Annotated in this window: 13 protein-coding genes; 10 read left to right on the plus strand and 3 right to left on the minus strand. The window is 63.2% G+C overall.

Features of this window, described 5'->3' with window-relative positions; translation table 11 throughout:
* Positions 1–129: 129 nt before the first annotated feature.
* From ACQ6S1_RS03935 to radC, 3 genes are read left to right on the plus strand one after another with little or no spacing between them, the layout of a single operon-like run.
* Positions 130–795, plus strand: coding sequence for a glutathione S-transferase family protein (locus ACQ6S1_RS03935; protein WP_445039838.1), 666 nt, complete (start codon positions 130–132; stop codon positions 793–795).
* Positions 789–1,622, plus strand: a complete 834-nt coding sequence (gene map / locus ACQ6S1_RS03940) for a type I methionyl aminopeptidase (RefSeq protein WP_445040259.1) — start codon at positions 789–791, stop codon at positions 1,620–1,622. The genes ACQ6S1_RS03935 and map overlap by 7 nt, the downstream gene beginning before the upstream one ends.
* On the plus strand, positions 1,619–2,335 hold the full coding sequence (radC, locus tag ACQ6S1_RS03945; RefSeq protein WP_445039839.1) for a RadC family protein: 717 nt from the start codon (positions 1,619–1,621) through the stop codon (positions 2,333–2,335). Before map ends, radC begins: the two co-directional genes overlap by 4 nt.
* A 1-nt stretch (position 2,336) precedes the next feature.
* Here radC and cueR read toward each other — a convergent pair whose 3' ends face one another.
* The 3 genes from cueR to ACQ6S1_RS03960 all read right to left on the minus strand — a co-directional run bounded on the left by cueR (position 2,337) and on the right by ACQ6S1_RS03960 (position 4,522).
* Positions 2,337–2,810: a Cu(I)-responsive transcriptional regulator gene (gene cueR / locus ACQ6S1_RS03950; RefSeq protein ID WP_445039840.1), complete on the minus strand. Its 474-nt coding sequence runs from the start codon at positions 2,808–2,810 to the stop codon at positions 2,337–2,339.
* Positions 2,811–3,025: 215 nt separating this feature from the next.
* Complete coding sequence (locus ACQ6S1_RS03955) at positions 3,026–3,901, minus strand: NAD(P)-dependent oxidoreductase (protein WP_445039841.1); 876 nt, start codon at positions 3,899–3,901, stop codon at positions 3,026–3,028.
* Between the two features lie 18 nt (positions 3,902–3,919).
* Entirely contained in the window at positions 3,920–4,522 is a 603-nt protein-coding gene (locus ACQ6S1_RS03960; protein WP_445039842.1) for an exopolysaccharide biosynthesis protein, read from the minus strand.
* Between the two features lie 127 nt (positions 4,523–4,649).
* Here ACQ6S1_RS03960 and ACQ6S1_RS03965 point away from each other — a divergent pair, with 127 nt between their 5' ends.
* From ACQ6S1_RS03965 to ACQ6S1_RS03995, 7 genes are all read left to right on the plus strand, one after another.
* A complete protein-coding gene (locus ACQ6S1_RS03965) occupies positions 4,650–6,848 on the plus strand; it encodes an esterase-like activity of phytase family protein (RefSeq protein ID WP_445039843.1) in 2,199 nt (732 codons plus the stop codon).
* Between the two features lie 82 nt (positions 6,849–6,930).
* Positions 6,931–7,662 (plus strand): cellulose biosynthesis protein BcsS, encoded by a 732-nt coding sequence (gene bcsS, locus ACQ6S1_RS03970; protein ID WP_445039844.1) that lies wholly within the window; start codon positions 6,931–6,933, stop codon positions 7,660–7,662.
* Between the two features lie 178 nt (positions 7,663–7,840).
* The gene (locus tag ACQ6S1_RS03975) at positions 7,841–8,755 is read left to right on the plus strand and encodes an ABC transporter permease subunit (RefSeq protein WP_445039845.1); all 915 of its coding nucleotides are present in this window, start codon (positions 7,841–7,843) and stop codon (positions 8,753–8,755) included.
* Between the two features lie 2 nt (positions 8,756–8,757).
* On the plus strand, positions 8,758–10,176 hold the full coding sequence (gene livM, locus ACQ6S1_RS03980; protein ID WP_445039846.1) for a high-affinity branched-chain amino acid ABC transporter permease LivM: 1,419 nt from the start codon (positions 8,758–8,760) through the stop codon (positions 10,174–10,176).
* The gene (locus tag ACQ6S1_RS03985; RefSeq protein ID WP_445039847.1) at positions 10,176–11,081 is read left to right on the plus strand and encodes an ABC transporter ATP-binding protein; all 906 of its coding nucleotides are present in this window, start codon (positions 10,176–10,178) and stop codon (positions 11,079–11,081) included. The genes livM and ACQ6S1_RS03985 overlap by 1 nt, the downstream gene beginning before the upstream one ends.
* On the plus strand, positions 11,078–11,800 hold the full coding sequence (locus ACQ6S1_RS03990; protein WP_445039848.1) for an ABC transporter ATP-binding protein: 723 nt from the start codon (positions 11,078–11,080) through the stop codon (positions 11,798–11,800). Before ACQ6S1_RS03985 ends, ACQ6S1_RS03990 begins: the two co-directional genes overlap by 4 nt.
* A gap of 13 nt (positions 11,801–11,813) precedes the next feature.
* On the plus strand, positions 11,814–12,170 hold the full coding sequence (locus ACQ6S1_RS03995; protein ID WP_445039849.1) for a DUF6867 family protein: 357 nt from the start codon (positions 11,814–11,816) through the stop codon (positions 12,168–12,170).
* Positions 12,171–12,213 lie beyond the last annotated feature (43 nt).

Consider the following 12,213-nt stretch of genomic DNA (forward strand, 5'->3'; position numbering starts at 1 on the left):
CTGGGGGATATTGAAACGGGGCGGAACCTAGTGCGCAAGAGCGAAACACGCAAGCGGCAAATGCAACACTTTTGGAACAGACTGGAATGCCTGCTTGACGTTCCAGCAAATAAAACGCAGTGAATCGGTATGTATAAGCTATACTCCATGCAAAGCTCGGCAAATAGCTATAAAGCGCGTCTGGCGCTGGCGCTTCTCGGCGCGCCGTTTCAGCTGCTTGATGTCGATATCCTAGCCGGCGGCAACCGGACGTCGGACTATCTGCGCATGAACCCCGCCGGCCAGGTGCCGATCCTCATCCTGGCAGATGGCCGGGCACTGCCGGAATCGGGCGCCATTATGCATTACCTCGCGGAGGGCAGCCCCCTGCTTCCGCAAGAGCCTTTCTCCCGCGCGGAAACCCTGCGTTGGATGTTCTTCGAACAGCATTCCCACGATCCATTTATCGGGCAGGCGCGGTTCTGGCTCGCTCTGCAGAAAGGCGGGCGTGAGCTGAAGCAGAACCTGCTGGAGGAATGGGAGGATCGGGGCTACGAGGCGCTGCGCGTCATGGAGACCTATCTGGCGGCCCATCCGTTTTTCGGCGGTGAGGCTCCAACGCTGGCGGATATCGCGCTCTACGCCAACACGCACCTCGCGCACGAGGGCGGGTTCGATCTGACCCCGTTTCAGGCCGTACGGATCTGGCTGCAGCGTTTTTCCCGGCAGAACGGTTTTGTGCCCATGTCGTGGCGCCCATCCACGGAGACATCTGGCTCAACACCTGCGGATCGCTTACATACAGCGGGATCATGACTTACATCGACGCCTCCCTCGCCTCCACCCGCAAGACGGGGCAGATCCGCCTTTATGGAGAAGAGGCTTTCGAAGGCATGCGCCGGGCCGGCAAGCTCGTTGCCGAGGCGCTGGACATGCTGGCCGACAAGGTGGCGCCGGGCGTCACGACGGCAGAGCTTGACCGCGCCGTCTGCGAATTCGTGCTCGATAATGGCGCCCTCCCCGCCACGCTCATGTATCGGGGTTACACTCATTCCACCTGCATCTCGATCAACCATGTGGTCTGCCACGGCTTCCCGAGCGACAAGCCGCTGCGCGAGGGCGACATTCTCAACGTCGATGCCACGGTCTTGCTGGACGGCTGGCATGGCGACAGCAGCCGCATGTATGCCGCCGGCCCGATCCCGCGCCGGGCCGAACGCCTTATCGAGGTCACCTACGAATCGCTGATGCGCGGCATCGCGGTCATCGCGCCCGGCCGGACGACGGGCGATATCGGCGCCGCAATCCAGAGCTATGCGGAAGGCGAGGAGCGCATGGGCGTTGTACGCGATTTCTGCGGCCACGGCGTCGGGCAGCTGTTCCACGACGAGCCGAACATCCTGCATTACGGCCGCGCCGGCGATGGCGTGGAGCTGAAAGCCGGCATGATCTTCACCGTGGAGCCGATGATCAATCTCGGGCGCCCGCATGTGAAGGTGCTGAGCGACGGCTGGACAGCCGTAACCCGCGACCGCTCGCTGTCGGCTCAGTTCGAGCATTCCGTCGGCGTGACCGAGACCGGGGTGGAGATCTTCACCCTGTCCCGGGCCGGCCTCGAAAATCCTGTCGCCGCGCGGGCATGAGCAAGAACGAGGATGGCGGAAAGCCGAGCGGACTGAGCGAGGCTCCGCATTATTTCGGCCACCGCGATCGCCTCAGGAGCCGTTTTCGCGAGGGCGGCGCCGACGCCCTGCCCGATTACGAGCTTCTCGAGCTCTTGCTGTTCCGCGCCATCCCTCGTCAGGACACCAAAGGCATCGCCAAGGAACTGATCCGCCGCTTCGGATCGTTCGCGGAAGTCGTGGCGGCGCCGCCGGCCAGGCTTATGGAAACCAAGGGTATCAAGGAAGCGGCCGTCACCGAGATCAAGCTGGTGGAGGCGGCGGCCCGACGTTTCGCGCGTGGGGAAATCGGCAAGAAGCCCGTGCTCGGCTCATGGAACAAGGTGCTCGATTACATACGCACCGCTATGGCGTTCGAGGATCGCGAACAATTCCGCATTCTCTTCCTCGACAACAAGAATGCCCTGATCGCCGACGAAGTGCAGCAGACCGGCACGGTCGATCACACGCCTGTCTATCCGCGCGAGGTGGTGCGCCGCGCTCTGGAACTCTCCGCCAAGGCGATCGTGCTGGTGCACAACCATCCCTCCGGCGATCCCGAGCCGAGCCGAGCCGATGTGGCCATGACCCACACGATCAACGAGGTCGCGACGCCTCTTGGCATCAAGCTGCATGACCACATCATCGTGGGCCGGGATGGTCATTGCAGCCTGAAAAGCCTCGGACTGTTCTAGGCTAAGCTGCGGAGGAGCGTCGCTCGGTCCGGACGCTTGATCCGTTCTTGCCGCTGCGCTCCCGTGTTGAGTCGCTCTCCGACAAATCGTTGCCGCCAGCCAGATCTTCCAGAATGGGACATTCCGGCCGTTCGTCGCCACTGCAGGTACTGGCGAGATGCGCGAGCGCCGAGCGGATGGACGAGAGATCGGCGAGTCTCCGGTCGATTTCCGCAACGCGGTTTTCCGCTAGCGCCTTCACCTCGGCGTTCGAACGCTCTGTCTCATGGTAGAGCGCGAGCAGCGCCCGGCATTCTTCCACGGAAAATCCGAGATCACGCGCTCGTTTCAGAAAACGCAGCGTGTGCACGTCCTGATCGTTGAAGGCGCGGTACCCATTCGCGGCGCGGTCAGGACGCAGCAGACCCTGCGCTTCATAGAAGCGGATGGCTTTCGGCGTCAGCGCGGCACGGCGTGCGGCTTCTGCGATGTTCATCGCGCGCTTCCCTTCGCTTCGGCGTCGTCCGGAGAAACCAGGGCACCTTGGCCCCCGCACCTCATGGAAGAAACCTGAAAAACCCTGAGAGCCGAGGGAGAAAAGAAACGCAAATCAGCCAAAGCGGATGCCCTTCATCATTCCCCCAACCTTCCTGGACACGAAACACCAGCCAACGAATGTTGGTTCCAAGCCGGCGCGGTCACGAAGATGGGTTAATGCGAGGTTTCTGCCTGCAATTGCAGGAACAGGGCAGCATGGTCGAGGTCGCCGCCGCCAAGGCGATCGCGAAGGTCTTCGTAGCGAACAAGCACGTCACGGCTGAGCGGCAGGTCGAGCCCCAGCGCTTCCCCTTCAGCCACGATGGTCTGCATGTCCTTGATCTGCGTGGTGACGCGGGCACCGGGGGTGAAGTCGTTTTCCACCATCCGCCGGCCATGCACTTCCAGCACCCGGCTTTCCGCGAAGCCGCCACGGATGGCCTCTCGCACGGCGGCAGGGTCGGCCCCGCCCCGCTCGGCCAGCAGAAGCGCTTCGGCCACGGCTCCGATCGTGATGCCGACAATGGCCTGATTGGCGAGCTTCGCCAGCTGCCCGGATCCGGTGGGCCCGACATGAAGCGCACGGCCCATCGGTGCGAACGCCGGCCTCACGCGCTCGAATATATCTGCTTCACCGCCCACCATGATGGCCAGTGTGCCGGCCTCTGCTCCGACCGTGCCGCCGGAGACCGGCGCGTCGAGATGATGCACGCTTTGTCCGGCCAGGCGGGCATGATGCTCCCGGGCGATCGCGGGGGGGATCGAGCTCATATCCGCGATGACTGCACCGCGCTTCAACGCCTCGGCCACGCCCTGCGCGAAGAGAACGTCCGTCACCACCGCACCGCTGTCGAGCATGGTGATGACGATATCGGCATCACGCACGGCGTCGGCCGGATTGGCGGCAATGATCGCCCCCTGCTCGGCCAGAGGCTGGGCCTTCTCAAGCGTTCGGTTCCAGACGGTCAGCGAAAAGCCACCCGCCAGCAGGCGCCGGGCCATGGGGGCACCCATCAGGCCGGTGCCGAGAAAGGAAAGCTTGAGCGACATGAGAAAACGTCCGCAGAATCAGAAGAACCAGGTGACGCCGTAATAGATGGCGTAGGTGGCAAGCGCCGTCAGCGCCAGAGCCACGACAGAGGCCAAATAGCCCAGGAGCACGATCAAGCCATCACGTTCGACGAGGCCCAGGCCGAACACGCAGGCGGCCATGCCCGGCGGAATATTGCCGAGCAGCGGGAACGGCATCAACAGCACCAGCCCCAGCACGAAGATCATCGCCCCCACGCCGCGCGCGGCCAGAGGCGTCGCAAATTGCTGCATGCGCGGCTTGCTGAACTTCTCGAAGCGGCGGATCCAGGGCAGCGAGCGATCCGAGATACGCAGCAACGTGTCGCGGCCGATGCTGCGGCGGGCGAGCTTCTCCGGAAGCCACAGGCTCGAACGGCCCATTGCCAATTGCAGGCCGAACAGCATCAGAACGCCGCCGCTGATGGCCGGGATGCCCGGTGGCATGGGGAAAATGTTGGGAATGGCGAACAGCAGGATTCCCATGCCGAACGCGCGATTGCGCAGGGCCGAGATCAGCTCGCCGAGCGTCAGCGTGTCTCCGGGAAAACTGTCGGGCAGCTCGGAAATCAATTCCGAGGTTCGGGGGGCACGCTGTTCCACTCGACCTCTTTTTCTACTGATCGTTCCAAGAATACCCGAAGCTGGTAAAGCGGCGGCTAAGAGGCAGTCATCGCGCCGTCACGGCGCATTCGTAAGGCAACAATCTTATCCTACCGGAAGGTTCCTTATGCGCGCGCCCCTTCTCACTTTGTCCGCAATGCTTCTTGCCGGCACCGCGCCCGCCTCAGCCGCCGAAATGTTCAATCGCGTGGCCACGTTCCCAGTGGTTCGCAATCTGCCCGAAGGCGCGGACATCGAGAAGAAAACCATCGCCGAGATCATCAGCGCCACCGAGGACGGCAATCTGCTGGCCTATACCGACAGCGAACGCGGGGCGCTTGGCCTGGTCGACATCATCGACCCCGCCCAGCCCAAGCCGGCCGGCTTCGTTCAGCTGGAGGGCGAACCAACCTCGGTGAAGATCGTGGGCGGACGGGCTTATGTCGCCGTCAACACCTCCGAATCCTATACCAGCCCCGACGGCCATCTCGCGGTCGTCGACCTCGCCACGAAGGCGGTCGTGGCGAAATGCGAGCTCGGCGGCCAGCCCGATTCCATCGCTTCGAGCCCGGACAAAGCATTCCTCGCCATCGTCATCGAGAACGAGCGCGACGAGGAGCTGAACGACGGTGCGATCCCCCAATTGCCGACCGGCAATCTCACCATCGTGCGCCTGAAGGACGGCGAGCCGGATTGCGCCGGCAAGCAGATCGTCGATCTGACCGGAATCGCCGCCATCGGGCCAGACGATGCGGAGCCGGAATTCGTTGACATCAACAACCGCAACGAAGCAATTGTGTCGCTTCAGGAAAACAACCACATCGCCATCGTCGATCTCGCAACGGCGAAGATTTCCGCGCATTTCCCCGCCGGCACCGTTTCGCTGGAGCAGATCGACACCGAGAAGGACGGCGTGATCCGCCTCACCGGCTCGATGAAGGACGTGCCGCGGGAGCCGGATTCCGTGCACTGGATCGACGACAATCGCTTCGTCACCGCGAATGAAGGCGACTGGAAGGGCGGCTCACGCGGCTTCACCATCTTCAACCGCGACGGCACGATCGATTACGAAAGCGGCGCAAGCTTCGAGCACGAGGTGGTGCGCATCGGCCATTATCCCGAGAACCGCAACAAGAAGGGGATCGAGCCCGAGGGCATCGAGGTCGACACGTTCGGCCAGGACCGTCTGATCTTCGTCGGCTCGGAGCGGGCTTCCGTCGTCGGCGTCTACCGGGACGCGGGCGCAAAGGCCGCGCCGGAACTGCTCCAGATCCTGCCCGGCGGCATCGGTCCGGAAGGCCTGCTCGCCATTCCCGGCCGCAATCTTTTCGTCACCGCCAGCGAGAACGACGCCCGTGAGAAAGGCGGTGCGGGATCTCAGGTCACGATCTACGCCCGCACGGACGGCCCGGCCCTGTATCCGACGCTGAAATCCGCGGACAAGAACGGCCTGCCCATCGCCTGGGGAGCGATCTCGGGCACAGCCGCCGACCCCGTCGAACCCGGCAAGCTCTATGCCGTGACGGACAGTTTCTATTCCGAAGCGCAGATCCTGACGATCGACGCCAGCAAGACACCCGCGCTCATCACCGATGCCCTGACGGTCACTCAGGACGGCAAGCCCGCAAAAGGCCTCGACCTCGAAGGCATCGCGGTGCGCGCCGAAGGCGGCTTCTGGCTGGCCTCCGAAGGCAATCCGGAGAAGAAGGAAAAGGCGACACAGTCCCAGCTCGTCCGCGTGGATGAGGCCGGAGCTATTCAGGAAATCATCGAACTGCCGGAAGAGCTGAAGGCGCAGGCCACGCGTTTCGGCTTCGAAGGCGTCGCCGTGACCGGCTCGGGTGACAATCAGCGCATCTGGCTGGCCGTACAGCGCGAATGGAAGGACGATCCGAAAGGCTTCACCAAGATCCTGTCCTACCAGCCGGCAACCAAAGCCTGGAGCGCCGTGCATTACCCGCTCGATAAGGCCGAGAAGGGCTGGATCGGCCTCTCGGAGCTGACCGCCGCCGGCGATGGCTGGATCGTCATCGAACGCGACAACCAGATCGGCGATGCCGCCCGCGTCAAGAAGCTGATGAAGACCAGTCTCGACGGCATCGAGCCCGCACCGATCGGCTCCAAGGAAATCCCGGTGCTGAAGAAGACAGAACTGCTGGACCTCCTGCCCGATCTTGAGAAGCCGCACGGAACCGTCATCGAAAAGGTCGAGAGTTTTGCGGTGGATGCGGCCGGCGCGGCTTTCATCATTACCGACAATGACGGCGTGGATGGCTCGTCCGGCGAAACCCAGCTGATCCGTTTGGGGAAGTTCGGCGCCGAGTAGAATCCCTCGAGCCTCGGTTGGTAATTTCGCTCGCCCCAAGCCCTGAAATTCGCTAAGCGAATGGGGTACGTGGCGGGCGAAAATGACATCGACATCAGGCTTCAGGGGAGCGGCATGGGCGTTCACGCTGCTTTTCGCCTGCATGGGTTCGGCCTCCGCCGAACCGGATGATGCGAAGAAGGCCCGCAACGTCCTCTTCTTCAGCGGCGCGGATCTGTCCACGGTGTCCAATTTCACCTGGGTCGGGGTAGATGCTCCCTTGTTCGGGCCGCGCGATGTTTCCGGGCCCATTTTGCGCATCGTCGGCGGCACGGGCCGCTATTCCTACAATGCCGACATCGAGAACGGCCACGTCAACGGCGAGGTCGTGACCGGCGAATTTCTGGCCGGCTGGCGGATCCTGCGTCCGCGCATGTGGGCTGCGGCTCTGGTCGGGCTCGAAGTGGAAAATCACGCGCTCGACAGGATCGATCCCGATAACGAGGTGCAAGGCACCGGAGTTGGCGTGCGGATCGCCGGTGAGCTCTCCTGGAAGCCGACCGACCGCACGCGCCTCGACGTGTCCGGCGCCTATGGCTCGGCCTTCGATCTCTACCGCGCCCGGATTGCCGGCGGCTACGCGATCATTGGCAATGTCCTGTCCGGCCTCGAAGCCGAATCCTTCAAGAACAGCGAGTCGGATCAGCAGCGCCTTGGCCTCTTTGTGGAAGGGGTCCCGCTCGGGCGTTTGACATTGAAAGCCTCGGCCGGCGCCCTGCACGACGACGACGGCATCGGTGCCTACAGCCGCTTCGGCGCGGACATCTATTGGTAGAGCTTCGCCCACGGGCTGCCACCAAACCGGGCATTGGATGCCCGATTAAAAAACTTGAAAAGACTCGGAAGCTTCTGAAAGCTGCGCTACCTACCCTTGCAGGCAAGCCCTGCGGGGAATCGCCTTTCCGGCAACCGGCGTCCTTCAGGCTGCCCCAGGATCGAGAGCAGGACCGCGGATGGAGTATTTCCTCCAGCAATTGATCAACGGCGTCTCACTCGGTTCCATTTATGGGCTCATCGCCATCGGCTACACGATGGTTTACGGCATCATCGGCATGATCAATTTCGCCCATGGCGATATTTTCATGATCTCCACGATGATCTCGCTGGTCATCCTGGTCCTGCTCGCCACCGTGGGCATTGCCAGCATCCCGATCATTCTGCTGACCATCCTCGTGCTCTCGGTCTTGCTGACATCGCTCTACGGCTGGACGGTCGAGCGCATGGCCTATCGCCCGTTGCGCGGATCGTTCCGCCTGGCTCCCCTGATTTCGGCCATCGGCATGTCGATCGTGCTGCAGAATTACGCACAGAACGCGCAGGGCGCGGACAAGAAGGCCTTCACGGCGCTGATCCCCGGCGGCATCGAGTTCTTCAAGGAAGCCGATTTCTCGGTCTGGCTGCAATATTCGCAGATCGCCGTCATGGTCATGACAATCGTTGTGCTCCTGATCTTCACCTATGTGGTGACGAAGACGCCGTTCGGACGGGCACAGCGCGCCTGCGAGCAGGACATCAAGATGGCCTCGCTGCTGGGCATCAACGTCGACCGCACCATCTCCCTCACCTTCGTGATGGGCGCGGCCTTGGCCGCGGTCGCCGGCCTGATGCACCTGCTCTATTACGGCGTGACGGATTTCTATGCAGGCTTCGTGGTCGGCATCAAAGCCTTCACGGCGGCCGTGCTCGGCGGCATCGGCTCACTGCCCGGCGCCGTGCTCGGCGGCATCACCATCGGCCTGATCGAAACCTTCTTCGCGGGCTATGTCTCGGTAGACTACAAGGACGTCGCCGCCTTCTCGATCCTGTCGATCGTGCTGATCTTCATGCCGACTGGCCTGCTCGGCCGTCCCGAAGTCGAGAAGGTATGAGCATGTCGGTCGAAACGATTCAGACGGCTCCCGAGGAAGCCCCGGTCGCCCCCTCGCCCGTGCAGAGCCGCCATCCGACCGTCTCCCTTTTGATCGACGCTGCGATCTGGGGCCTGATCACGCTGCTGCTCACCGGGCCGATCATCGGCCTGAAGACGGTCGCCCAGGGTGGCCGCTATCAGCTGGAGCAGCATTGGGGCGTGGTCTTCGTCTTCGCGGCGATCGTCTTCTTCGGCCGCATTTTCCTCAACATCACGATCTGGCGGAAGCCGAAGACCGCCACCGCTCGCGCCGCATCCGGAACGGCGCTCGACAGCCCCGTGGCGCGCCAGCTTCGCCGCTATCTCGTGCCGGTCATGGTGCTGCTGGCGATCGGCTATCCCTTTCTGTCGGTCTGGCTGTCCGGTGGGCTGATCACCGGCCGTTACTGGGTCGACCTCGGCATCCTGGTCATGACCTATGTGCTGCTTGGCTGGGGCCTCAACATCGTGGTCGGCCTCGCCGGCCTGCTCGATCTGGGCTACGTCGCCTTCTACGCGGTTGGCGCCTATTCCTTCGCGCTGCTGTCGATGAATTTCGGCCTGTCGTTCTGGGTCTGCCTGCCGCTTGCCGGCATGATGGCGGCTTTGTTCGGCATCATGCTGGGTTTTCCCGTGCTGCGGCTGCGGGGCGATTACCTCGCCATCGTCACGCTCGCCTTCGGCGAGATCATACGCCTCGTCCTCATCAATTGGCGCGATTTTTCGGGCGGCGCGTCCGGCATCAACCAGATCCCGCGTCCAAGCTTCTTTGGCCTGGAATTCACGGCGGCCGGGCCCAACAGCTTCGCCGCCTTCTTCGGCATCCCGTTCTCGCCGGTCCATCGGCTGATATTTTTCTATTACGTGATCCTGGCACTCGCCTTCGTCACGCTGCTCGTCACCATCCGCCTGCGCCGTCTGCCGATCGGCCGCGCCTGGGAAGCCTTGCGTGAGGATGAGATCGCCTGTCGCTCGCTGGGCATATCGGTGGTCAACACCAAGCTGACGGCGTTCGCGCTCGGCGCCATGTTCGGCGGCTTCGCGGGCACCGTGTTCGCCGCGCGGCAGGGCTATATCAGCCCGTCGGACTTCTCGTTTATCCAGTCGGCACTGATCGTCGCGATCGTCGTGCTCGGCGGCCTCGGGTCCAATCTGGGTGTGGTGTTCTCGGCGGTCGTAATGATCGGCGGCATCGAAATGCTGCGCAATCTCGGCTTCATCCGCGAGATCTTCGGCCCCGGCTTCGATCCGGTGCAGTACCGCATGCTGATCTTCGGCCTGGTCATGGTCATCATCATGGTGTGGAAGCCGCGCGGCCTCGTCTCCTCGCGCTCGCCCACAGTGTTCCTGAAGGAAAAGAAAACCGTGACGTCCGATATGGTCAGCGAGGGGCGCGGCTGATGGCGGACGGCGGCATTCTTCTTCGGGTCGAGCATCTGACGATGCGCTTCGGTGGCCTCGTGGCCATCGACAATCTGTCCTTCGACGCCCGGCGCGGCGAGATCACCGCGTTGATCGGCCCCAATGGCGCCGGAAAGACCACGGTCTTCAACTGCATCACCGGCTTCTACAAGCCGAGCGAAGGGCGCATTGCGCTCGTGCATGGCAGCGACCAAGTCCTAGGCCGTCTCGACGAGATCACCAACACCGGCGCCCAATCCCTCAAAACCGATGACGGCGCGCTGTTCCTGCTGGAGCGGCTGCAGAACCACAAAGTGTCCGAGCAGGCGCATGTCGCCCGCACCTTCCAGAACATCCGCCTGTTCGGCGGCATGACGCTGCTGGAAAACCTCCTCGTCGCCCAGCACAACCGGTTGATGAAGGCCTCGGGCTATGCCTTCCTCGGTCTTCTCGGCATCGGCGGCTACAACAGGGCCGAGCGGGAGGCGATCGACAAAGCCCGCTATTGGCTCGACCGGACGAACCTCATCGACCGCGCGGACGATCCGGCGGCTTCCCTGCCCTATGGCGATCAGCGGCGGCTCGAAATCGCCCGTGCCATGTGCTCCGACCCTGTCCTTCTGTGCCTGGACGAACCGGCCGCCGGCCTGAACGCGCGCGAAAGCGCCGATCTGAACGGCCTGCTCCGCTTCATCCGCCAGGAACACAACACTTCGCTGCTGCTCATTGAACACGATATGAGCGTCGTCATGGGCATTTCCGACCACATCGTGGTTCTGGATTATGGCAAGAAGATCGCTGACGGCACGCCGGCCGCCGTGCGCGAAGACCCCAAGGTTATCGCAGCCTATCTGGGCGTCGAGGAAGACGAGGCGGACGCCGTGACCGAGGAGATCAAGGCATGAGCACGCCTCTTCTCGCAGTGCGCGGCGTCCACACTTATTATGGCAACATCCGGGCCTTGTCCGGCGTCGATCTCGATGTACATGCGGGCGAGATCGTCGCCTTGATCGGGGCGAACGGCGCCGGCAAATCGACCCTGATGATGACGATCTGCGGCAGCCCGCGCGCCCGACAGGGCCAGGTTCTGTTCGACGGCCACGACATCACGAATCTGTCGACGCACGAGATTGCCCGCCTGCGCATTGCCCAATCGCCCGAGGGTCGCCGCATCTTCGCGCGCATGAGCGTCTTGGAAAACCTGCAGATGGGCTCGGTCGTCGCAGGTACGGCGCATTTCGAGGAAGATCTCGAGCGCATGTTCCAGCTGTTCCCGCGTCTGAAGGAGCGTCTGCACCAGCGCGGCGGCACCTTGTCCGGCGGCGAGCAGCAGATGCTGGCCATCGCACGTGCCCTCATGGCGCGTCCGCGGCTCCTCCTCCTCGACGAGCCGTCGCTCGGCCTCGCGCCGCTCATCGTCAAGCAGATCTTCGACGCCATCCGTTTGCTCAACCAGCAGGAGGGCCTGACGGTCTTCATCGTCGAGCAGAACGCCTTCCACGCGCTGAAACTGGCCCATCGGGGCTATGTGATGGTCAATGGCGAGATCACCCTGAGCGGCCCCGGCCGCGAACTCTTGTCCCGCGAGGAGGTCCGTGCGGCCTACCTCGAAGGCGCCCATTGAAGGAGACCGGCAGATGCAGGGCATTCTCTGGGAAATCGGCCTCGCGGATTTCATCATCGTCACGCTCGTGCTCGGCGGCGGCGCGGCCTACATGGCCGGTCGGGCCGTGGCCAATGGCTGGGGGCCGCTGTGGCGCGCCATCGTCTGGATGGTCCTGTTGGCGGCGGCGGTGCGCTTCGTCCATTTCGCGCTGTTTCACGGCACATTGCTGTCGGCGCAGTTCTACATCGTCGATTTCATCATTCTCGCCCTTGCCGCGACGCTCGGCCATCGCCTGACCCGCACGCGGCAGATGACGCGGCGCTATGGCTGGGCGATCGAACCGGCCGGCGCGTTATCGTGGCGGCTGAAAAGTGGGCAGAGCGCCTGATAGACGGGCTTTCGCTCCGCGCACGCTCGTGCACAATGCAAGC

The sequence above is a fragment of the Terrihabitans aquatilis genome (assembly GCF_052542005.1).